19 protein-coding genes are annotated in these 21,813 nt (G+C 65.3%); 10 read left to right on the forward strand and 9 right to left on the reverse strand.

Annotation, left to right across the window (positions count from 1 at the left end; translation table 11 throughout):
- Positions 1-48 precede the first annotated feature (48 nt).
- Together cysK and epsC are read left to right on the forward strand one after the other, a co-directional pair.
- On the forward strand, positions 49-981 hold the full coding sequence (cysK, locus tag QMG83_RS01180) for a cysteine synthase A (RefSeq protein ID WP_283503539.1): 933 nt from the start codon (positions 49-51) through the stop codon (positions 979-981).
- The gene (epsC, locus tag QMG83_RS01185) at positions 981-1,547 is read left to right on the forward strand and encodes a serine O-acetyltransferase EpsC (RefSeq protein ID WP_283503540.1); all 567 of its coding nucleotides are present in this window, start codon (positions 981-983) and stop codon (positions 1,545-1,547) included. Before cysK ends, epsC begins: the two co-directional genes overlap by 1 nt.
- On the opposite strand, the gene QMG83_RS01190 is transcribed toward epsC, so the two are convergent.
- The 4 genes from QMG83_RS01190 to QMG83_RS01205 are packed head-to-tail and all read right to left on the reverse strand — an operon-like array spanning position 1,548 to position 4,933.
- Positions 1,548-2,156, reverse strand: coding sequence for a TetR/AcrR family transcriptional regulator (locus QMG83_RS01190; RefSeq protein ID WP_283503541.1), 609 nt, complete (start codon positions 2,154-2,156; stop codon positions 1,548-1,550).
- A gap of 4 nt (positions 2,157-2,160) precedes the next feature.
- Positions 2,161-3,258 (reverse strand): alcohol dehydrogenase catalytic domain-containing protein, encoded by a 1,098-nt coding sequence (locus QMG83_RS01195; protein WP_283503542.1) that lies wholly within the window; start codon positions 3,256-3,258, stop codon positions 2,161-2,163.
- Positions 3,255-4,697, reverse strand: a complete 1,443-nt coding sequence (locus QMG83_RS01200; RefSeq protein WP_283503543.1) for a cytosine permease — start codon at positions 4,695-4,697, stop codon at positions 3,255-3,257. The genes QMG83_RS01195 and QMG83_RS01200 overlap by 4 nt, the downstream gene beginning before the upstream one ends.
- The gene (locus tag QMG83_RS01205) at positions 4,694-4,933 is read right to left on the reverse strand and encodes a hypothetical protein (RefSeq protein ID WP_283503544.1); all 240 of its coding nucleotides are present in this window, start codon (positions 4,931-4,933) and stop codon (positions 4,694-4,696) included. Before QMG83_RS01205 ends, QMG83_RS01200 begins: the two co-directional genes overlap by 4 nt.
- 134 nt (positions 4,934-5,067) lie before the next feature.
- Between QMG83_RS01205 and QMG83_RS01210 the strand changes: the two genes are divergently transcribed.
- A complete protein-coding gene (locus QMG83_RS01210) occupies positions 5,068-5,925 on the forward strand; it encodes a nitrilase-related carbon-nitrogen hydrolase (RefSeq protein ID WP_283503545.1) in 858 nt (285 codons plus the stop codon).
- Entirely contained in the window at positions 5,922-6,863 is a 942-nt protein-coding gene (speB, locus tag QMG83_RS01215) for an agmatinase (RefSeq protein WP_283503546.1), read from the forward strand. The genes QMG83_RS01210 and speB overlap by 4 nt, the downstream gene beginning before the upstream one ends.
- A 37-nt stretch (positions 6,864-6,900) precedes the next feature.
- On the opposite strand, the gene QMG83_RS01220 is transcribed toward speB, so the two are convergent.
- The gene (locus tag QMG83_RS01220; protein WP_283503547.1) at positions 6,901-7,764 is read right to left on the reverse strand and encodes an EamA family transporter; all 864 of its coding nucleotides are present in this window, start codon (positions 7,762-7,764) and stop codon (positions 6,901-6,903) included.
- A gap of 171 nt (positions 7,765-7,935) precedes the next feature.
- On the opposite strand from QMG83_RS01220, the gene QMG83_RS01225 reads away from it, so the two are divergent.
- On the forward strand, positions 7,936-12,219 hold the full coding sequence (locus QMG83_RS01225; RefSeq protein ID WP_283503548.1) for an ExeM/NucH family extracellular endonuclease: 4,284 nt from the start codon (positions 7,936-7,938) through the stop codon (positions 12,217-12,219).
- A 93-nt stretch (positions 12,220-12,312) separates the two neighbouring features.
- A complete protein-coding gene (recQ, locus tag QMG83_RS01230; RefSeq protein WP_283503549.1) occupies positions 12,313-14,112 on the forward strand; it encodes a DNA helicase RecQ in 1,800 nt (599 codons plus the stop codon).
- Between the two features lie 7 nt (positions 14,113-14,119).
- On the opposite strand, the gene trxA is transcribed toward recQ, so the two are convergent.
- Together trxA and QMG83_RS01240 are read right to left on the reverse strand one after the other, a co-directional pair.
- On the reverse strand, positions 14,120-14,503 hold the full coding sequence (gene trxA, locus QMG83_RS01235) for a thioredoxin (RefSeq protein WP_283503550.1): 384 nt from the start codon (positions 14,501-14,503) through the stop codon (positions 14,120-14,122).
- 60 nt (positions 14,504-14,563) lie between these two features.
- Positions 14,564-15,817 carry a cation:proton antiporter gene (locus QMG83_RS01240; protein WP_283503551.1) on the reverse strand — a complete coding sequence of 418 codons (1,254 nt, stop codon included), beginning with the start codon at positions 15,815-15,817 and terminating at the stop codon, positions 14,564-14,566.
- Between the two features lie 385 nt (positions 15,818-16,202).
- Here QMG83_RS01240 and QMG83_RS01245 point away from each other — a divergent pair, with 385 nt between their 5' ends.
- On the forward strand, positions 16,203-18,299 hold the full coding sequence (locus QMG83_RS01245) for an acyl-CoA dehydrogenase family protein (protein ID WP_283503552.1): 2,097 nt from the start codon (positions 16,203-16,205) through the stop codon (positions 18,297-18,299).
- A gap of 10 nt (positions 18,300-18,309) precedes the next feature.
- Positions 18,310-19,020, forward strand: a complete 711-nt coding sequence (locus QMG83_RS01250; protein WP_283503553.1) for a lysophospholipid acyltransferase family protein — start codon at positions 18,310-18,312, stop codon at positions 19,018-19,020.
- A gap of 20 nt (positions 19,021-19,040) precedes the next feature.
- Here the strand turns inward: QMG83_RS01250 and QMG83_RS01255 are convergent, their stop codons facing one another.
- Positions 19,041-19,862, reverse strand: coding sequence for a TspO-related membrane protein (locus QMG83_RS01255; protein WP_283503554.1), 822 nt, complete (start codon positions 19,860-19,862; stop codon positions 19,041-19,043).
- 191 nt (positions 19,863-20,053) lie between these two features.
- Here QMG83_RS01255 and ypfJ point away from each other — a divergent pair, with 191 nt between their 5' ends.
- Complete coding sequence (gene ypfJ, locus QMG83_RS01260) at positions 20,054-20,932, forward strand: KPN_02809 family neutral zinc metallopeptidase (RefSeq protein WP_283503555.1); 879 nt, start codon at positions 20,054-20,056, stop codon at positions 20,930-20,932.
- The gene (locus QMG83_RS01265; protein WP_283503556.1) at positions 20,929-21,600 is read left to right on the forward strand and encodes an MOSC domain-containing protein; all 672 of its coding nucleotides are present in this window, start codon (positions 20,929-20,931) and stop codon (positions 21,598-21,600) included. Before ypfJ ends, QMG83_RS01265 begins: the two co-directional genes overlap by 4 nt.
- Here QMG83_RS01265 and QMG83_RS01270 read toward each other — a convergent pair.
- The gene (locus QMG83_RS01270) at positions 21,590-21,739 is read right to left on the reverse strand and encodes a hypothetical protein (RefSeq protein ID WP_283503557.1); all 150 of its coding nucleotides are present in this window, start codon (positions 21,737-21,739) and stop codon (positions 21,590-21,592) included. The two genes, QMG83_RS01265 and QMG83_RS01270, sit on opposite strands and share 11 nt — an antisense overlap.
- Positions 21,740-21,813 lie beyond the last annotated feature (74 nt).

Raw genomic sequence — 21,813 nt, forward strand, 5'->3', positions numbered from 1 at the left:
CCAAGTGCCTAGTCTGGTGACCACCGGTTTCTTACGAAAGGCGCCCTCATGGCTCGCATCCACAACGACATCACCGAGGTTTTCGGCAACACGCCACTCGTGCGCCTGAACAAGGTGGCCGAAGGCCTCGGGGCGACGGTGCTCGCGAAGCTCGAGTTCTACAACCCCTCGGCTAGCGTCAAAGACCGCCTGGGAGTAGCAATTGTGGATGCCGCCGAGAAGTCGGGCGAGCTGAAGCCCGGCGGCACCCTCGTCGAGGGCACCAGCGGCAACACCGGCATCGCGCTCGCGATGGTCGGCGCCGCACGCGGGTACAAGGTCATCCTGACCATGCCGGAGAGCATGAGCCAGGAGCGCAAGACTCTGCTCAAGGCCTATGGCGCCGAACTCATCCTCACCCCAGCGGGCGAGGGCATGAAGGGTGCGGTCGCGAAGGCCGCCGAGATCGTCGCGAACACCCCGGGTGCCGTGCTCACGAAACAGTTCGAGAACGCCGCGAATCCGGCCATCCACTTCGCTACGACCGGCCCCGAAATCTGGAACGACACCGATGGTGCCGTCGACATCTTCGTGTCTGGCATCGGTACGGGAGGAACCCTGTCCGGCACCGGTAACTACCTCAAGCAGCAGAAGCCCGGCGTTGTTGTCGTGGGCGTCGAGCCCGAGGAGTCCCCGATTCTCAACGGTGGCGCCCCCGGCCCGCACAAGATCGCCGGCATCGGCGCCAACTTCGTTCCCGAGATTCTTGACCGCGACGTCTACGACGAGATCATCGACGTCAACATTGCGCAGTCCGTCTCGATGGCTCGTCGCCTCGCCACCGAGGAGGGAATCCTCGCGGGCATCTCGTCCGGTGCGACCGTCGAGGCGGCGGTGCAGCTTGCGGGTCGTCCCGAGAACGCCGGCAAGACGATCGTCGTCATCATCGCCAGCTACGGCGAGCGTTACCTGTCGACCGTCCTGTACGAAGACCTCGCCTGATGGCGCCGTTCTCCCGCGCCCGGGAGGACATCGCCAATGCTCGACGTCGTGACCCCGCTGCGCGATCCAACTTCGAGATCTGGCTGACCTACTCGGGCCTCCACGCCGTGTGGGGCTACCGGGTCGCCCACTGGCTGTGGACTCACCGGCTCCACACCGCCGGCCGCGCTGTCTCGCAGTTCACGAGATTCCTGACCGGCATCGAGATCCACCCCGGCGCCGTCATCGGTCGGCGGTTTTTCATCGACCACGGAATGGGCGTCGTGATCGGTGAGACAGCGGTCATCGGCGACGACGTGCTGATGTACCACGGGGTGACGCTTGGCGGCACGAGCGTGAAGCATGAGAAGCGGCATCCCACCCTGGGCAACGACATCGTGGTCGGGGCCGGGTCGACGGTGCTCGGCAACGTGACCGTCGGTTCGCATTCGATGATCGGGGCGAACGCGGTCGTGGTGTCGGATGCGCCCGAAGGGTCGCTGCTCGTGGGTGCACCCGCGGTGCCACGCCCTCGGGCCTCCGCCGCAACCGATTCGTATGCGGACTCGGCGATCTACTACATCTGATCAGAACTCTGTCTTGCTCACTGCGTCCACAACGACATCGACAGCCAGAGAAAACCCGTCGTTCGCCCTCTGAAGGTTGTCTGCGGATGCGATCGCGTGAAGTTCCGGCAAATCGAAACCTTCGGAGCGCCACAGCGGGATGGGTGAGCCCGCGTCAACCGCGGAACCCAGGATAACCGCGTCGATCATCGCGGAGTATGCGGCGCGGCGGGCTGCGGGAACCCCTGCATCCTTCAAAATGACGAACAGCGCCTCATAGATCTCCAGTGTTCGCAGATCTTCCACGGGAGCTGCGACGAGGATGGGGGCTATCGCGGGCACCCGTGCGAGCGCTGATCGGATCTCGAACATCCATTCACGAAGGCGGTCAAGTGCTGGCGTGGATGGATCGACTAACGGAGTCAAGTCAACTTCGGCATACAGCTCTTCACGAATTCGATGCACGATGGCGATCCGGCCACCCGGCAGATGGTGGTAAAGAGATGACGCGTTTACTCCAAGCGCAGCCGCCACACCGGGAATGGTGAAGTTGCCTTTCTCGTCGACGAGAGCGAGCGCAGCCAATGCGATCGTTTTCGACGACAGGATGTTCTTCGACGGCCTACCCATGTGTTCAAAAGATCAGGACGCTGCGGCCCTTGGCACCGGCACGCATCAGGTCGAACGCGTCGTTCACCTCGTCGAGTGAAAACCGGTTGGTAATCAGGCGATCGATGGGCAACCGCCCGTTGAGGTAGAGGCGCGCGAGCATGGGGAAGTCGCGCGCCGGCACCGTCGCGCCGTAGTTCGACCCGAGCAAGGACTTGCCCTCTTCGGCGAGCGCCAGAACGTCGATCGGCACTGGCTGCCCTTCCGGGGGCAACCCTACGACCACGGCGGTACCGCCGCGTTGCAACGTGGCTGGCATGAGCGCGATGGTCTCGGGGCGCCCGATCGCTTCGAATGCGAAGTCCGCCCCATCCTGCACAATTTCGCGCACCCGCTCGGGCAGATCGGCTCCGGATCGAACGGTGTGTGTGGCGCCGAACGATCGGGCCAACTCGAGGGCATCGTCGTTGACATCGACGGCAATGATGGGGCTTGCCCCGGCCAAGGCGAGCCCCATGATGATGCTGAGCCCAACGCCACCGGCTCCGATCACGACGGCGGAGCGCCCCGGCTGCACTCGTGCATCGTTGACCACCGCGCCCACACCCGTGGCAATGGAGCAGCCAATGAGCGCGGCAACGTCGAAGGGGACCTCATCTGGCACCCGGATGGCGGCTTGTTCCGCTACGACGACGTACTCGCTCATCGACCCGACCGCGAGGTAGGGATAAGCGGGGGCGCCGTCGAGCTCAAGCGGCGAGGTGCCGTCGGGCAGCAGGCAGGCTTCTGAGTTTGAGCCCGTGCACACCCAGGTTCGGCCTTGGCGACAACTCGTGCAGCTGCCGCACGGGTAGAACCAGGTCATGATGACGTGGTCGCCGGCTTCCAGCGACGTGACGCCCTCACCCACAGCGTCGACAACCCCAGCGCCCTCGTGGCCCATGATTGTGGGGCTTGGCATTTGCCACTCGCCGTCGATCACGTGCCGGTCAGAACCGCAGACGCCGGATGCTCCGATCCGCACCCGCACCTCACCGGGACCGGGCTCACGCAGCGTCACATCGCGGATCTGAAGTTGATTCGTTCCGATGTAAACGGCCGCGCGGGTAGTGGTTGTCGTCACTGTCGAGCCTCACTGAGGCGCTTGCCGTACAGCAGTTTCGATGCCACGAGATACACGACCCCGGCGACCACCGCTGCTGGCAGCGATGCCGAGATCACCAGGAAAAGCGGCTGAGTCTCCAGCGTCATCGGGTTGTAGATCCACAGGTAGAACGTGGCTCCCGCGGCGAGTGCCACCAGACCAGCCCAGTTGATCCCCAACGGGTAGGAGTACAGCGTGCCGCGTTGGCCGAGGTGAAGCTCGCGCAGGTCGAACCGTTGCTTGCGCAAGAAGAAGTAGTCAACCAGCGCGATGCCGCAGACCGCGGTGAGGAAGGCACCAGAGAGCGCGACGAAGATCATGAACTGCTCGTACATGAACTGCGGGAAGAACGTCATGATTGCGGGCAGTACGAAGAAGGCCGCCGTGAGCACCTTCCAGGGCACTTTAGTAAGCAATCGTCCCGATGACTGTCTTATGGCCAGAATCGTGGAATAGACGATGGATGACATCGAGGTGATGTTCGCGAACGCAATAAAGATGAGCACGATCACGCCGAGGATTGATCCTCCGAACGGCACCATCCAGACTGTGGGGTCAGAATCACCGAGCGTGAGGGCTGCGGCCAATCCGACCATTTGGGCAACCATGGTGGCGATCAAGAGCCCGCCGAAGGCGGGCCACAGCGCAGCTTTGCGGGATCGGGTCAGTCGGGAGAGCGAGCCCATCACGGGGTACCACGACACACCGACTCCGACGTTGAACTCCACCGCGATCACGAAGTTGAGTGCGCTGTCATCGAAGGGCGCGATCGGTGACGCGCTCAGCAGGGCATCCCATGACGTGTTGGCGATCAGGAAAATCATCATGCCGACCGTGACGACCGCAAGCCCTGGGGCGATGACGGAGTTGAGGCGGCCGATGGTCACGGGCCCCCGTGAGAGCACCCACCAAGCCAGCAGGATTGCGAGCAACCCTCCGATGGTCACCACCGGGCCGTATTGGCCGAGGTCAGCGCCGACCATGGTCGAGGCAACCTGACTCGTCGCCCGACCGGCCATCACTGCCAGCAGCGACGACCATCCCATCTCAGTGATCAGGATGACGGTGAACACCAGCACACCGACCCCGACGACACCGAAGGCGCCCCGCAGCAACGTGTACTGCTCTGATCCCCAGCGTTGAGAGGCCACCACTGACGCCAACACCATGAAGCACAGGCCAATCGCATTGCCAATGAGCATGGCCGCTACACCGGCTTGGAAGCCGACCAACAGAGCCGTGGAACCGCCGACGAGGAAGGCCCAGGTAGCGATGGCCAGAGCGGTGTTCACCCAGGTGAAGTCGCGCGCGCTCCACGTGCGTTCACCCTTAAGCAGCGGGAAGGTGCCGAACAGGTACTCCTTCGACAGTTTCGGGTCGCTGGTGACGTCCACCACGCCGCGGCCATCGGCGCTCACAGTGCCACGACCAATGCGCCGATGGCGACAGCGAGCACCGTGACGCCGACGTAGACGGCTATCTCTCGTCCGGAGAGCGGCCGACGGGATTCATCGTCAAACTCTTCCCGTTCGATCACCCCAATGCGGCGCTCGAGTTCGGCAGCGACGGCGGGCTGCATCCCACTCTCGATCAGCTGGCTCTGGAAGCGCTCAGAGATGCCACTATCGGCGGCGGATTTGTCTGTCGGGGTCATGAGAATTCTCCTGCCGGTCAGGTGCGACGTCCTTGTCGCGTAAACCAAATTCGATTCGATTGTGTCATCATTGGGCACCGCAGAGTCTCGTGTCAACCCCGATGTCGAGGCGGGTCCTAGTGAAGGGACGCAGGTTGGACGGCGAACGAATCCACACGATTGCTGTCGCACAGGGCGCCGCCATCATCGACGACGTCGACCAGAATCTCGCGACGTTGCGCCGGTTGGCGTCTCGCGCGCAGGCCGAGGGCGCCGACGTGGTGGTCACACCGGAACTCTTTGCCACCGGGTATGCCCCGGATCGGGCCTGGAAGCATGACGGAGTGGAGATCCGCGCCGCTCTCTCGCAGATCGCCCGAGATCTGAACATCGCGCTGGTCGCCTCCACGATCGACACCGTGGCCGCGAGCCCCGGGGGCGCGGGAGCGCGCCATCACGTTGCTGCCTCGTTCATGGATAACAGCGGCACAGAGACAGCGCGGGTGCACAAACGTCACCTTTTCGGCGGTGAAGAGCAGCTCTGGCTTACCGCTGCCGAGAACTACGGAGAATCCTGGGAGTGGCGCGACGCACGCTGGGGAATGGGCATCTGCTACGACGTTGAATTCCCGGAATTCGCCCGTGCCCTGGCGCGCGGCGGCGTCGACGTCATGCTTGTTCCTACCGCCGTCCCTCAGTCGGAGCAAGGTATCGAAGGGATGGGAGAGGCGTGGCACTACTCGGCCACCCAGACTTCGATGCTGCAGGTGCCAGCCCGAGCGCTCGAGAACGGTGTTGTCATCGCCTACGCGAACCACTGTGGGCCCGGCTTCACGGGCCACAGTTGCATCGCGACACCTTTCGGTCGACACGCCGCGCTGCTCGACGATCGCGAAGGTGTCGCGGTCGTCACGGTGCCCATCGACGCCATCCACGCCTCCAGGCGGGTTAACACCTACCTAAACGACCTCGACAGAGCATTCCCGCCTGCACAACCCAAGGAGCTTCCATGAGTAAGCCTGTTGGCCCCATCGACGCGAGTCTCGTGCCACGCTATGCGGGCATCGCCACGTTCGCGCGGCTGCCGCGCATCGAGGATGTCGAGAGTGCTGACATCATTGTCGTCGGTATTCCCTTCGACTCCGGCGTGAGTTTCCGCCCTGGCGCACGGTTCGGCCCGAGCCACATTCGGGAGATCTCTCGACTGCTGCGCCCATACAATCCGGCGCAGGATGTGCATCCGTTCGACGCACAGCAGGTGGTAGACGCTGGCGACTTAGCGGTCAATCCATTTTCGATCGACGAGGCCGTCGAAGAAATCGAGCGACAGTCCGATGCCTTGCGGGCATCTGGAGCTCGGCTCGTGGTGCTCGGCGGTGACCATACTGTGGCATTGCCATTGCTTCGCAGTGTGTTCAAGCAACACGGACCCGTCGCGGTCGTGCACTTCGACGCACACCTTGACACCTGGGATACCTATTTCGGCGCACCCGTCACTCACGGCACACCGTTCCGAAGGGCCAGCGAAGAGGGTCTGATCGATCTTTACGCGAGTTGCCATGTCGGCATCCGTGGGCCGCTCTACAGTGCGCAGGACCTGCGCGACGATGAGCGACTGGGATTCAGCGTTATCTCGACGGTAGAGATCGAGACTGAGGGTGTGCAGCCGGCCATCGATCGTCTGCTGGCACGGGTCGGTGACCGGCCCGTTTATATCTCGGTAGACATCGACGTTCTCGATCCAGCGCACGCACCGGGCACCGGTACGCCCGAGGCGGGCGGCCTCACCAGTCGAGAATTGCTGCGCATTCTTCGCTCCATGGCACATCTCAACATCGTGGGAGCAGACGTCGTCGAGGTCGCGCCAGCGTACGATCACGCGCAGATCACGGGAGTCGCCGCGGCACATGTCGCCTACGAGCTGGTGTCGGCCATGGCGCCCCGGCGATGATGTTTCCCCACTAAATGGCGCGGTCGGCAATCGATTCTCAGCTGAGCGCGAGCATCGCCCCGGCCGTCACGGCCACGGCGAGTCCCGCGTACTGCACGGGCGCGATGCGCTCCTTCAGCACGATGGCGGCCAGGATGATCGTGCCCGCCGGGTAGAGCGCAGTGAGCACGGCCATCACTGACAGGTCGCCGATGCGCAGACCGATGAGCAGTCCCACGTTGGCGGTCGCGTCGATGACGCCGCACGCTACGGCGAGTGTGAGTCCCCCGCGCCACGACCCGAGCGGGGAGCCGATGTCTCGGCGTCGCGCCACGATCACCATGACGGCCACGATGCTGAACATGATGGTGGCGTTGACGGTCCGGTTCACGACGAGGGGGACGAGCCCCGAATCATCCGGAGCAGCGTCGATGATGATGAGGAACGCGCCGATCGCCGCCCCCGAACCGACCGCCATGAGCACCGCCTTGAGTGACGGGCGTACCGCGCCTTTCTCAGGCACGAAGCCGACCATGATGATCGCGACAAAGGCGAGGCCCAGCGCCACGTAGCCGAGAGTGCCGAGACGGTCACCGCCGATGAGGCCGACCGTCACCGGGACGATCGCCGAGACGACCGCGGTGAGCGGCGACAGAATGCTCATCGGCCCGACCGCGAGGCACGCGTACAGGAGCCCGATGGCGATCGCTCCGGTCACTCCGGATGCCGCACCCAGCAGCACGGCTGGCACCGACCAGTTTCCGCCGAAAAACGGCAGCCCAATCAACAGCACGACGAGGCCCGCGAGGGCCACAATCGCGGTCACCAGCACCGCGCTCATCCGCTTGGCGGCGAGTCCGCCCAGGAAATCTGCGGCGCCGTAAACCAACGCGCTCGACAGCCCGATGATGACAGTGAGCATGGCAACCAATCAGACGAGAACGCCCCACACTATCCGGTTGCCAACTGGTGACCGTAGGGTGACCACTTCGTACGGACTGTCGACTTTTGCTCGGGACCCCCCTAGGGTGACAACATTGCCCCCAAAAGGGGGTAGAACGCTGCACCCCCCCAAAAAGGAGACTGCCCGGTCATGCGCGCTTTTACATTCAGGCAGGGTGAGCAGACGCTCCCCAGCACCCCTCGCAGAACAGCGGCCGTCGCGATAGCGACCGCCCTCGCTCTCGCCGTCACCAGCCTCTCCGCGGTGCCCGCGGGCGCCGCCGAAGTGACCACCACCATCGCCGACGTGCAGGGCTCCGGCGCCTCCACGACGCTTCCCCCAACAACCGTTGTGACGGTGCAGGGCGTGGTCACTGGCGACTACCGCAATGCCACAGGCAGCGGCTACAAGGGCTTCTACCTGCAGGATCCTGCAGGGGACCCAGCCGATGACCGTTCAGACGGCATCTTCGTCTTCTCGTCCAACGCGAACCCCGCGGTCTCGATCGGTGACCTCATCACCGTCACCGGAACCGCCAGCGAGTTCAACGGGCAAACCCAGATCACGGCCACAACCGACGCGGCGTACGAGGTTGTCACCGCAGGGGTCGGCGTTCCCGCCGCGACCGTGCTCCCCGACAGTGTGACAGGCAACGCCCGCGAGCCATTCGAGGGGATGCTCGTCACCCCCGAATCGGCACTCATTTCGTCGAGCCACCAGCTCTACAACTTCGGCACCCTGTGGCTGAACGTCGGCGCCCTCGCCGTCAAGGCCACAGAGACGACGGATGCTGGCGATGCCGCCAACGCCATCGCGGCAGCCAACCGCGCCAACCGCCTGCTGGTCGACGACGGCTACAGCATCCAGGTGAGCAATGCGGCCCACCCCGGCACGCAGCCGTACTTCGACACCGCCTCCGTGGTGCGCAACGGCGACAAATTCGTCTCGCCCGCCGGCGGCATGATCCTCGGCTGGGGCTTCTCCGACTGGCGCCTGCAGCCGCAGCGACCACTGAGCAGCACCTCGCCCGCCGAATACTCGGCGCTCAAGCCCACCTTCGAAACCCTAAATCCGCGCACCAATGCGCCGGCTGAGGTCGGAGGCGACTTCTCGGTCGGCGCGTTCAACGTCTTCAACTACTTCACCACGTTCGGTGGGGATGCCCGTGGGGCCGACAACGCCGAATACTTCGCCATCCAGCAGTCGAAGATCGTCGCGGCCATCAACGCTCTCGACGCAGATGTTGTCGCGCTGATGGAGATCGAGAACTCCGTCAAGCTCGGCGAACCAGCTGACGAGGCGCTCGGCAACCTGGTCGACGCGCTCAACGCGGCCGCCGGGTCGACGGTCTGGGCCTTCGTTCCCACGCCGACCACGCTGCTCGATGCCGCAACCACCGACTTCATCACCAACGCGATCATCTACAAAAAGGCGACAGCCACCCCGGTCGGGGCAAGCGTCGCTGACGTGGACGAGACAGTGTGGAACATCGCACGCGAGCCGATCGCCCAGACCTTCACGGTCGACGGCAAGACCATCACTGTCGTTGCGAACCACTTCAAGTCGAAGAGTCCGCCCTCGACCGGCGGAACCGAGCCGGCCGACCTGCAGGGCTTCTTCAACACCGAACGTGTTGCCCAGGCCAACCGCCTGAAGCTGTTCGTCGATGGTCTCATCGCCGACCCGGCCAAGGGCCCGAACGTCATGCTTCTCGGTGACTTCAACGCCTACGCGCAGGAGGATCCTTCCCAGGTTCTGACCGCCGCCGGCTACGTCGACCTGATCCCCACCAAGACCACCGAGTACACCTACACGTTTGATGGCGAGCTCGGCTCGCTCGACCACGCGTTCACCTCACCCGCGCTCGCCGAGTACGTCACCGGTGTCGACGTGTGGAACATCAACTCACCAGAGTGGTCTGACCGTGGATACGAGTTCGGCGCCGCCGAGGCCGGCACACCGTTCCGCTCGAGCGACCACGACCCGATCAAGGTCGGGCTGAGCTCGGCTGTGGCGCCCGTCACCATCGATTTGCTGAGCATCAACGACTTCCACGGGCGCCTCGAGGCGTCGGGAGCCGCTGCAGGCGCGGCAGTTCTCGCGGGCACGGTGAACAAGTACCGCGCGGCGAACCCGAACACGGTGTTCGTGGGTGCGGGTGACCTCATCGGGGCATCCACCTTCACATCGTTCATTCAGAACGACCAGCCGACAATCGACGCGTTCAACGCGATGGGACTGGATGCGAGTGCGCTGGGTAACCACGAGTTCGACCAGGGTCGTGCAGATCTCGACAACCGCATCCTGAAGGCGGTCGACTGGGACTACCTCTCGGCGAACGTCTACGACAAGACCACGGGCAAGCCGGCATACCCCGAGTACTCACTCGAGAAGTTCGGTGACGTCACGATCGGATTCATCGGTGCGACAACGGAGGAGCTGCCCAGCCTGGTCAGCCCGGCCGGTATTGCGTCGCTCGACGTGAGGCCGGTGGTGCCGGAGGTCAACCGCGTTGCGAACGCCCTCAGCGACGGCGACCCGTCGAACGGCGAGGCCGATGTGATCGTGCTTCTGGTGCACGAAGGTGCGGCTACCACCAACATCACCAGCGCCACAGACAACTCGGCGTTCGGCCGAATTGTCAACGGCGCCAACGAGAAGGTGGATGCCATCGTCTCCGGGCACACCCACCTCGCGTACAACCACCTGATCCCGATCGCAGGCACAGACAAGCTGCGTCCGGTGATCTCATCTGGCCAGTACGGCGAGAAGTACGCCAGCAGCGTGCTCACGGTCGATCCGAAGACGGGTGAGCTGCTCTCGATGACCACCGAGATCCTGGATCTCGTCGGCGCTGCGGCTCCCGACCCCGAGGTTGCGGCCATCGTCGCCGACGCCGTGGCAGTCGCCAAGGTGCTCGGAGCCGTGAAGGTCGGTGACATCACCGGCTCATTCACGCGTGGCAAGCAGACCTCGGGCAGCGAGAACCGCGGTGGCGAGTCGACGCTGGGCAACTTCGTTGCTGACGTGCAGCTCGAGGCGACCAAGGATGCGGGCTCCCAGATCGCCTTCATGAACCCGGGCGGTCTTCGTGCCGACCTGACGTTCGCGTCGACCGGTGCGACCGATCCAGACGGCAACGTGACCTTCGCCGAGGCAGCGGCCGTGCAGCCGTTCGCCAACACGCTGATCACGATGCGGCTCACCGGAGCGCAGATCAAGACCGTGCTTGAGCAGCAGTGGCAGCCAACCGCAGCGTCTCGACCGTTCCTGAAGCTCGGCGTCTCTGACGGCTTCGAGTACACCTACGTGGTGAACCCGCTCGTGGAAGGACAGCCGGTCACGGGTACCGTCACGGGAATGTACCTGAACGATGTGCGGATCGCCCCCACCGATGTTTTCACCGTCACGGCCAACTCATTCCTGGCCTCCGGTGGCGACAACTTCGGGGAATTCGCACTCGGCGCCAGCGTGACGGACTCGGGGAAGATCGACCTGCAGAGCATGGTCGACTACTTCAAGGCCAACCCGGTCGCCAGCCCCGACCCCGCGCAGCGAGCCGTGGGTGTGAGCCTGTCGGCCCCTGACGCCGACGGATACTCGCCGGGCGACCAGGTCACCCTGGATCTGTCGTCGCTGCTGTTCAGCAACTCGGCTCCCCTGACGGGGACCGTGGTGGTGAGCGCTGGTGACGTCGAACTCGGCAGCGCCCCGATCGACCCTGCGATCGTCGACACCACGGATGAGGGTGGTCGGTCATCCGTCGCCATCACCATCCCGGCGGGAACCCCCGGTGGCGCCCTGGTGCTCACGGTGAGCGTGCCGGAGGCGGGAACGTCGATCCAGGTCCCGATCGAGATCACGGTGAACGGGATCCAGATCGAGAACGTCAAGCAGCCCGAGATCAACGGGAAGGCCGCCGTCGGTCACAAGTTGAACGCGAAGTCGGGCAAGTGGAGCGTCAAGAAGCCGGACATCTCGTACCAGTGGAACCGGAACGGTGAGGCGATCGTCGGTGCAACCTCAGCGAAGTACACCGTCGTTGCCGCGGATATCGGAGCGAAGATCACGGTGACGGTCACGGCCAGCAAGGAGGGCTTCGCCGATGGGGTCGCCACCTCGGCCGAGGTGACCGTTGCGAAGAGCAGCAGCTCCACGTCCGGTTCGACCAACCGCACATTCGTGTTCGGCAACCAGCCCATCACGTACACCGTCACGGTGCGCGGGGAGGGCGGCGCGGTTCCGACCGGGGACGTCGCGATCTACGACGGAACCAGCAAGCTCACCACGGTCACCCTGACGGCGGCCGACAAGGGGCGCATTGCGGTTCCGGTCGACCTCGGTCGCGGCATCCACGTGCTGACGGCTCGCTACCTCGGAAGCGACACCGTGGACGGTTCGACCTCCCGCCCGAGCCTGGTGATCAGGTTCTAGTCAGGCAGATCTAGACACCGCCGGGGGCGGGCCAGTTCGCGCTGGTCCGCCCTTCGTGGTTTCTGCGTCAGCCGTCGCTCGTACACTCGTGGGGTGACTCCTGCCCTCAGCGTTCTCGAGAAGACCTTCGGATACGACAGTTTCCGGGGGCAGCAGGCAGAGATCATCCAGACCATGATCGACGGCGGCGACGCGCTCGTGCTCATGCCGACCGGCGGCGGTAAGTCGCTCTGCTACCAGATCCCCGCCCTGGTGCGCGAGGGCACCGGCATAGTCATCTCGCCGCTCATCGCCCTGATGCAAGACCAGGTGGATGCCCTTACCGCCGTCGGGGCGCGCGCCGAGTTCCTCAACTCGACCCAGTCGTCCGACGAGAGGCTGCGCGTCGAAACAGCGTTCCTTGCCGGCGAGCTCGACCTGCTCTACCTGGCGCCGGAGAGACTGCGAGTCTCGACCACCACCGACCTGCTCGACCGCGGCCGGATCGCCCTGTTCGCGATCGACGAAGCCCATTGCGTGTCGCAGTGGGGGCACGACTTCAGGCCCGACTACCTGCAACTTTCTGTGCTGCACGAGCGGTGGCCGAGCATCCCGCGTATCGCACTCACGGCGACGGCGACGGAGACGACCCGACGCGAGATCGCGCAGCGGCTCGACCTGGCGGATGCGCGGCAGTTTGTGTCGAGCTTCGACAGGCCGAACATCCAGTACCGCATCGAGAGCAAGCAGCAGCCGTTGCAGCAACTGCTGTCGCTGCTGTCGAGCGAGCACGCCGGCGACGCCGGGATCGTGTACTGCCTGTCGCGTGCGTCGGTCGAGAAGACCGCCGAGTTTCTGGTGCAGAACGGGATCACCGCGCTGCCGTACCACGCGGGCCTCGACGCGAGGGTGCGGGCATCCAATCAGAGCCGCTTCCTGAGGGAAGAGGGCATGGTGATGGTCGCGACGATCGCGTTCGGCATGGGCATCGACAAGCCGGATGTGCGGTTCGTCGCTCATCTCGACCTGCCGAAGAGCGTCGAGGGCTACTACCAGGAGACCGGTCGCGCCGGCCGCGACGGTCTGCCCGCGACCGCGTGGCTCGCCTACGGGCTTCAGGATGTGGTGCAGCAGCGCCGCATGATCGACCAGTCGGAGGGTGAACTCGCCCACCGCCGCAACCTCACGGCTCACCTCGACGCGATGCTCGCCCTGTGCGAGACGATCCAGTGCCGACGCGTGCAGTTGCTCGGCTATTTCGGTCAGCAGTCCAGCCCGTGCGGCAACTGCGACACCTGCCTCTCGCCGCCCGAAACCTGGGACGGCACGGTCCCGGCGCAGAAACTGCTGTCGACCATCGTGCGGCTCAAGCGCGAGCGCAACCAGAGCTTCGGCGCCGGGCACCTGATCGACATCCTGGTGGGCAAGCAGACTCCACGCGTCGCGCAACATGGGCACGATGCGCTGGCGACGTGGGGCATCGGTCAGGATGTGAGCGACCAGGAGTGGCGCGGCGTCGTGCGGCAGCTGCTCGCCCAGGGGTTGCTGGCCGTCGAAGGTGAGTACGGCATCCTGGTGCTGACCGAGGCATCGGCGTCGGTGCTGGGCGGGTCGCGCACAGTGCTGCTGCGCCGCGAGGCTCCCAAGCGGTCGAAGGCGGCCAAGCGGGCGGTCGTTGCCCAGCTTCCCGAGGCCGCGATCGGCCTGTTCGAGCAGCTGCGAACGTGGCGTTCGGCCGAGGCCCAGGCCCAGGGCGTGCCGGCCTACATTGTGTTCGGGGATGCCACGCTCCGCGGCATCTCGGTGACGAAGCCGTCGACCCTGGCCGAGCTCGGCACGATCAGCGGCGTCGGGGAGAAGAAGCTCGAGCAGTACGGCGAGGCGCTGCTGAAGGTCGTGGCATCCGACGCCTGATGGCGTCCTACTGAGCGGCGGCTTCTGCTGCGGCCTGCTGCTCCGCGACCTTCTTGTGCACGTCGTCCATGTCGAGCGCACGCACCGCGGCGATCACCTGGTCGAGCGCGGGAGCGGGAAGCGCCCCTGGCTGCGAGAAGACGAGCACTCCGTCGCGGAACGCCATGAGCGTCGGGATCGAGCTGATGCCGGCGGCGCTGGACAGTTCGCGCTCCGCCTCGGTGTCGACCTTTCCGAACGTGACGTCGGGGTTGGCCTCGCTTGCTGCCTCGAAGACGGGAGCGAACTGGCGGCACGGGCCGCACCATTCCGCCCAGAAATCCACGAGGGTGATGCCGGACTTCGCGACGGTGTCGCCGAATGCTTCAGAAGTAAGTGTGACGGTAGCCATGAATCCACCCTACGTTGGCAATCGCGGCCACGTTTGGATGTTCGCTCCCCGCGATCCTCGTCACAGCCGTCGGCGGGTGGGCATCTCCTCGACTTCCCTCAACTCCGGTGCGGATGCCGGCGCTGAAGCCAGACGGCGGGCGAGGCGCGACGTCCACGGGCTGGCTGTCGCCCCGTGGGCGAAGACGCTGACCAGGATGGTCCACACCGCGACCGAGAACACCGTGTCTGCGACGGCCCCGCTCAACCGGTCGAAGACCAACAGAGCGAACAGGATGGATGCCAACCCTCGGGGACCGAACCAGCCGATATACAGGCGCGTCTCGAACCGGGTGCGCGACCACGCCAGCGCGATGAGCACGGGAACCATGCGCACGACGGTCAACGAGAGCGCCACGTACAGGGCGATCTGCCAGGTCAGCGATCCAAGCACTGGGGCCGCGAGGACTGCCCCGAAGATCAGGAAGGTGATCGAGCCGAGAAGCTCGCCCTCGTCTTCAGTGAAGTCCTGCACATTTCGGCATTCATCGCGCGCTACGTAGCTGAACGCGAGTCCGGCAGCGAACGCGGCGATGAACCCGTTGCCTCCCACCACCCCGGCGCTGGCGTATGCGGCGACGGCAATGGCGATGGTTGCGAGCTGGCGGTAGATGCCGTCCACGAACCCGGCCCGCGCAAAGTGATTGAGCGCCCAGGCGCCGAGCGCTCCGACCAGCACGCCGAACAGAATTCCGAAGCCGATCTGCTGGGCCGCGAACACGCCCCAGTTGGTTGCTCCCGCCGCACCCGTTTCTGTCGCGGCGATGGCAAGGAACACCGTGACGACCGGGACCATAATGCCGTCGTTGAGGCCGCTTTCGACGTTCAACCCCTGTCTGAGCCGCACCGGCAATCGCTTGTCGCTCACTACTGCCTGCCCGAGAGCAGCATCGGTTGGCGCGAGGATGGCCGCGATGAGCGCCGCCTCGACGAGCGTGAGGTTGCCGAACAACACGGCGGCGGCCGCGGTACCAAGAACTATCGTCAGCGGCAAACCGATGCCGAGCAGCCTGGCGGGAAGCAGGATCTGCTTGCGGAGCGCCCGAAGGTCGATGCGAACGGCATCGGTGAACAGTACGAGCACGAGGGTCGCCTCCACCAGGACGGTGACCGCCTCGCTCTCCAGGTCGAGGAGAAAGAACTCGCCGCCGGCCACACCCAGCAAAACGCCTGCCGCGGTGAACACCATCGGAGCCGTGATCGGCGACAGCGCCAGCTTCCGGGATACCATCGCGAAGCCGAACACCACCAGCGCGATGACCAGTAGCTCCGTCATGACTGCCTTTCGCTATCCGTCCACCGGATCCGGCAGAACCGCGCGCGTGTGCACGACTGCCAGCCTAGGCGTTGGGTCGAATCGACCGGGAGGGCAGCCGATGCCGCGCCTCGTGGCGCCGGAAGTCCCGCGAACTGCGGCAAATCGCACGCGTGACTGCGCGCTCCGACAATATGGCGCGGTTCGCGGTTCGCGATCCCACCCTCTCCGGCGGCTCGACGCGCGGCCGGCGGCGGCCGCGGCGCTCGTGGCAGTCGCATCCCCACAAGTCGAGCGCCGCGAACTTGTGGGGTATCCACAACCCCCACGATGCCGTCCCGACGCCGGTTTGGTGCCTCCCTACCGACAAAGTGCGGCCTCCGAGGCTCAGACGTACCGTTGGATTATGAGCCAGCTCACCGACAGCACCACGCCCTCAACCTCCTCGCCAGCCAATGCCGAGGACGCGCCGACGGAGTCAAGTGTGACCCCCGCCGTCGACGTCGCTGCTCTCGGCGAGCAGCTGATGGGCAACTGGGCCGGCATCCGTCGCACGGCCCGCGCGCTCGCCGCGCAGCCGGCCATCAAGCGCATCGAAGGGCAGACGCTCACCGAGCACCGGGCGCGCACGATGGAGCAGCTTCACACCCTCGTCGCCGAGAAGGCGGTTCACCGCGCGTTCCCGAAGTCGGTCGGGGGTGAGGAGAACCACGGCGGCAACATCGCGGGCTTCGAAGAGCTGGTGCTCGCCGATCCTTCGCTTCAGATCAAGTCGGGCGTGCAGTGGGGCCTTTTCGGTGCCGCTGTGATGCACCTGGGCACCGAACGCCACCACGAGAAGTACCTCCCCGGCATCATGAACCTCGAGATCCCCGGGGCGTTTGCGATGACCGAAACCGGGCATGGTTCGGATGTCGCGGCGGTGGGAACCACGGCGACCTTCGATTCCCACACCGGCGATTTCGTGCTCAACACCCCGTTCCGCGCCGCGTGGAAGGACTACCTCGGCAACGCCGCCGTCGACGGTCGGGCCGCTGTCGTCTTCGCGCAGCTCATCACCCAGGGCGTCAACCACGGCGTGCACGCCTTCTTCGTGCCGATCAGGGACGAAGAAGGATTCCTCCCCGGCATCGGTGGAGAGGATGACGGGCTCAAGGGTGGCCTCAACGGCATCGACAACGGCCGGCTGCACTTCACCGACGTGCGCATTCCGCGCGAAGACCTCCTCAACCGTTATGGGGATGTCGCGGAGGACGGCACATACACCTCGCCGATCGAGAGCCCGGGTCGCCGCTTCTTCACCATGCTCGGCACCCTCGTGCAGGGCCGGGTCTCACTCGACGGCGCGGCCGTCGTTGCGAGCAAGCTCGCCCTCACCATCGCCCTGACCTACGGGTCTGAGCGCCGGCAGTTCACGGCCGGGAGTGAGTCGAACGAGGAGGTCATCCTCGACTACCAGCGCCACCAGCGCCGACTGCTGCCGCGACTGGCCACCACCTACGCGATGTCGTTCGCGCACGAGGTGTTTCTCGCCAAGTTCGACGATGTCTTCAGCGGTGCGCACGACACCGACGCCGACCGCCAGGATCTGGAGACCATCGCCGCGGCGCTCAAGCCGCTGAGCACGTGGGCCGCGCTCGACATCCTGCAGGAGGCTCGCGAGGCGTGCGGCGGCCAGGGCTTCCTGGTCGAGAACCGTCTTACGTCGCTACGCGCCGACCTCGACATCTACGCGACATTCGAGGGTGACAACAACGTGCTGCTGCAGTTGGTGGCCAAGCGGCTGCTCACCGACTACAGCCGCAAGTTCGCGCACGCCGGCCCCGGGGTGATGGCCCAGTTCGTCGTCGACCAGGTCAATGAGGCCGCGATCAACCGCACCGGGCTCAGGGGGCTCGTGCAGAGCATGCGCGACTTCGGCTCCACCGCGCGTTCGGTGGGCTACATCCGGGATGAGGATTCCCAGCGCCAGCTGCTTACCGACCGGGTGCAGACCATGGTCGCCGAGATCGCTGGGCGCCTTCGCCCCGCATCCAAACTCTCGAAGATCGACGCGGCGGCGCTCTTCAACGCCCACCAGAACGCCCTCATCGAGGCGGCCCGTGCCCACGGGGAGCTGCTGCAGTGGGAGGCGTTCACCGACGGTGTGAATGCGGTTCAGGATGCCGGAACCAAGCAGGTGCTCACTTGGCTGCGCGACCTGTTCGGGCTGTCGCTGATCGAGAAGAACGCCGCGTGGTACCTCATTCACGGCCGGATCTCGGGCCAGCGGGCCCAGGCGATCACCTCGTACATCGACGACAGGCTGCTGCCGAGGTTGCGCGTTCACGCGCTCGACCTGGTCGCGGCGTTCGAGTTCATGCCCGAGCACATCGGTGCTCCGATCGCCCTGGGCGCGGAGAAGGCGCGCCAGGACGAGGCTCGCGATTACTATCGGGCACAGCGCGACGCGGGCACCGCGCCGGTGGAGGAGAAGAACATCGATAAGGGCAAGCGCACCTAGGCTTGACTCGATGATCAAATTCTTTGCACGGGCGTTTTTCGCACCTGTTGCACGAGTGGTGTTCCGTCCGCGCATCCTGGGCAAACAGAACGTTCCACCCACCGGTGCTGTGCTTCTTGCCAGCAACCACCTGTCGTTCATCGACAGCGTCGTGGTGACGCTCGTGGCACCCCGATCCATCTCGTTCCTCGCCAAGAGCGACTACTTCACCGGAACCGGCGTCAAAGGGTGGATGTCTCGTTCCTTCTTCACCGGCATCGGGGCGATCCCCGTCGAGCGCGGCGCCGGGCACGCTGCCCAGGACGCTCTCAACAGCGGTCTCGAGGTTCTTCAGGGTGGGGGCGCCTTCGCGATCTACCCTGAGGGCACCCGTTCACGCGACGGCAGGCTCTACCGGGGCCGCACCGGCGTGGCGTGGCTCGCGCTGACAGCGGGCTGTGTCGTCGTACCGGTCGCCCTGACCGGCACCGAGAATTTGCAGCCGCCAGGGTCGAAGTTCGTTCGGCTGGCACGAGTCACGGTCGAGTTCGGTGAGCCCATAGACCTGTCTGTCCACGGCCCGGCCGCCTCGGGGCGCGCCAGGCGCACGGCCACCGACGATGTCATGGAGGCGATCCAGCGCATGAGTGGCCAGGAATTTGCGGACGAGTACAACGAGCCGCCGCCCGCAAACGTCGCCGAGCGGGTGCGTCGCGTCTTCCGCAGGCGCGGCCGCCACTAGCGGCCGCATCCGTCCCTTAGTCAGGAGGCGGTAGCGCCGGGGTGCACCGCGCTCGAATGCAGGGGGCGCGATGAAACCAGCCTGATGATGGCGGTGACCACGATGATCAGCGCGGTGGCCACGATCGCCGCGATGCCTGCCGGGGTCGACATCAGCTCGCCGGTGAGCCGCCCGACGGCGACCCAGGCGATGCCCCAGCTGAGCGAGAGGGCGGGGGCGATGCGGCCATGGCCGATGATCGCGAGCATGATTCCGACGGCGGATGCCACGGCCAGCACGACGACGGCCCACACATCCGGTGACAGCCCGAACCCCTCAAAGCCTGCCGCAGTGAAGACGGCCGCTGCGTTGGCGGCGGTCGCGATGCTGACCCAGCCGAGGTAGAGGCCGATGGTGCCATCGGTCACGAGGGCGTCGATCGCCCCGCTCGGTCGGAATTTCAGGCACAGTACGAACGCCCAACCGAGCACGCCGAGCAGCGCGGCGATGATGGGCAGGCTGAGTGGCAGCAGGTCGAACTGCACGCTCAAAATCCAGGCCGCGTTCAGGATGAGGGATGCCGCGACCCAGTACCCGAGGCGTCGGTGCCGCTCGGCACTCGACTGCTTGGGCAAGAACTGCCACACCGCATACGCGATCAGCCCGAGGTAAATGACGCTCCAGATCGAGAACGCGGGAGAGTCTGGCGCGATCGGGGTCGAGGTCGCGCTGAGGGCTCCGCCAGCGGCATCCTGGATCGGAGTTCCGCCAGCGGCACCGGAACCGATGAACGATCCGACCACCGCGATGACGGCGCTGGCGCCGACGGTGACCTGGCGGACGATATCGCGCGTTTCTCTCATGACGGCCTCCGGTGTCAGGAACTGATGACCTGACTCACCAGCAACGGTAGTGCCGGAGAACACCGCCGTCCTGACCCCTTGACATCTGGATAAAGTGAAAAATGCTGGCAATTACGGCCCGGTTTACCGGGGGCACAACTGGGGCAGATTTCCATCGCTCATCGGAGCGTCGCTGGTAGTAGCGTCAGATTATGACGTTCAACGACAACGCCCGAATCAACCCGAATAAGGTCTCGCGTCGCGGCCGCAACACCGGCATTGCCGTCGGTGGCGGAGGTGGCCTGCTCGTCATCGGGCTGTTCATCGCCTCCCAGTTTCTCGGAATCGATCTGACCGGACTCGCGGGTGGCGGTACCACCGGCGGAGGCGAGCCGCAGGGCGAGGCTCTCTCCGAGTGCACCACCGCCGAGGCCGCCAACTCCAGCATCGACTGCAGGATTGCCGGTGCCGCAGACTCGCTTGACACCTACTGGGCCGCCACACTGCCGGAACTCGGTCAGAGCTACCGCACCACCAATGTTGTGCTCTTCACCGACCAGACGAACACTGGATGCGGCGGCGCCACCAGCGCGGTTGGGCCGTTCTACTGCCCGCCCGACGAGACCATCTACGTCGACACCGTGTTCTACGACGACCTTCGGAACCGCTTCGGCTCGACGGGTGGGCCTCTCGCCGAGATGTACGTGATCGCCCACGAGTGGGGCCACCACATCCAGAACTCGACGGGAATCATGGACGGGCTCGACCGCGAGACTACCGGACCGTCGTCGGACTCGGTGCGACTGGAACTGCAGGCCGACTGCTTCGCCGGAGCGTGGGTGGGAGCGGCATCCACCATCAAAAACGACGACGGCGTGACCTTCCTCGATCCGGTCACGGATGCCCAGATCGCCGACGCCCTGAGTGCCGCGTCTGCCGTCGGCGATGACCGCATCCAGGAGTCGACGCAGGGTCAGGTGACCCCGGAAACCTGGACACACGGCTCGAGCGAGAAGCGCCAGCAGTGGTTCACCACCGGACTGAACGGTGGAGCGGGCGCCTGCAACACCTTCGAGGTCGCCAACCCTTGACCGCAGCGAGGGTCGAATCCGTAAACATCGGCACTGCCGAGCCGAATGCGCACAAGGAGAACTACGCGACCGGAATCAACAAGGTTCCCCGTGAGGGGCGCTGGGAGGTGCGCGCGCCTGGGCCAAAGCAGGGTGGGCTGGGCAGCGGTCTGGTCGGCGACTTCATTGGGGATCATCGGCATCACGGCGGCGACCAGCAGGCGCTGTATGCCTTCGGTCGGGAGGATCTTGACGACTGGGAGTCGAGGCTCGATCGGGAGCTGCTCAACGGGTTCTTCGGCGAGAATCTCACCACCTCCGGCATCGATGTCAACGGCGCGCGGCTGGGGGAGATCTGGCGAATCGGCGACACGGTCGAGCTTCGGGTGACGTCACCGCGGCTGCCGTGCAACACCTTCCGGGGGTGGATGGACGAGCCCGGCTGGCTGAAGACGTTTACCGCCGCGGCGCGACCCGGTGCGTACCTGGCCGTGGTCACACCCGGTTTCATCGGCGCTGGCGACGGCATCACCGTCATCCATCGTCCCGATCACAGGGTCACCGTGGAGATGAGCTATCGCGCGCTGACGCTCGAGCGCGAGCTTCTTCCCCGGCTGCTGGAGGCGGGCGACGACCTCGACCCCGAACTTCGCGAGTCGGCGGAGGCCACCGACGGCACTACTTCGTGAGGATCGGCTCGTTCGAGAAGTTGGGCACCAGATCCGGGAACGCGATCGCTGCGATCAGCGTGAGAGCGGTCAAAATGACCACGAGTGCGATGCCGGAGAGGGCGACGAGGCCGAGCCCGCCGATTGTGCGTAAGAACATGGTTCCACGGTAGCGCTGATTCCTGAGTCTGGGGCAGCTGGAGGCGTGAGCGTTAAACTGGATCGTGCCATCGA

It is taken from the genome of Salinibacterium sp. G-O1, from assembly GCF_030063305.1.
GTDB lineage: Bacteria > Actinomycetota > Actinomycetes > Actinomycetales > Microbacteriaceae > Rhodoglobus.

Coding starts and splice junctions, on each gene's coding strand:
- cysK (WP_283503539.1), top strand. CDS start 49: ATGGCTCGCATCCACAACGACATCACCGAGGTTTTCGGCAACACGCCA.
- epsC (WP_283503540.1), top strand. CDS start 981: ATGGCGCCGTTCTCCCGCGCCCGGGAGGACATCGCCAATGCTCGACGT.
- QMG83_RS01190 (WP_283503541.1), bottom strand. CDS start 2,156: ATGGGTAGGCCGTCGAAGAACATCCTGTCGTCGAAAACGATCGCATTG.
- QMG83_RS01205 (WP_283503544.1), bottom strand. CDS start 4,933: ATGACCCCGACAGACAAATCCGCCGCCGATAGTGGCATCTCTGAGCGC.
- speB (WP_283503546.1), top strand. CDS start 5,922: ATGAGTAAGCCTGTTGGCCCCATCGACGCGAGTCTCGTGCCACGCTAT.
- QMG83_RS01220 (WP_283503547.1), bottom strand. CDS start 7,764: ATGCTCACTGTCATCATCGGGCTGTCGAGCGCGTTGGTTTACGGCGCC.
- QMG83_RS01225 (WP_283503548.1), top strand. CDS start 7,936: ATGCGCGCTTTTACATTCAGGCAGGGTGAGCAGACGCTCCCCAGCACC.
- trxA (WP_283503550.1), bottom strand. CDS start 14,503: ATGGCTACCGTCACACTTACTTCTGAAGCATTCGGCGACACCGTCGCG.
- QMG83_RS01240 (WP_283503551.1), bottom strand. CDS start 15,817: ATGACGGAGCTACTGGTCATCGCGCTGGTGGTGTTCGGCTTCGCGATG.
- QMG83_RS01245 (WP_283503552.1), top strand. CDS start 16,203: ATGAGCCAGCTCACCGACAGCACCACGCCCTCAACCTCCTCGCCAGCC.
- QMG83_RS01250 (WP_283503553.1), top strand. CDS start 18,310: ATGATCAAATTCTTTGCACGGGCGTTTTTCGCACCTGTTGCACGAGTG.
- QMG83_RS01255 (WP_283503554.1), bottom strand. CDS start 19,862: ATGAGAGAAACGCGCGATATCGTCCGCCAGGTCACCGTCGGCGCCAGC.
- ypfJ (WP_283503555.1), top strand. CDS start 20,054: ATGACGTTCAACGACAACGCCCGAATCAACCCGAATAAGGTCTCGCGT.
- QMG83_RS01270 (WP_283503557.1), bottom strand. CDS start 21,739: ATGTTCTTACGCACAATCGGCGGGCTCGGCCTCGTCGCCCTCTCCGGC.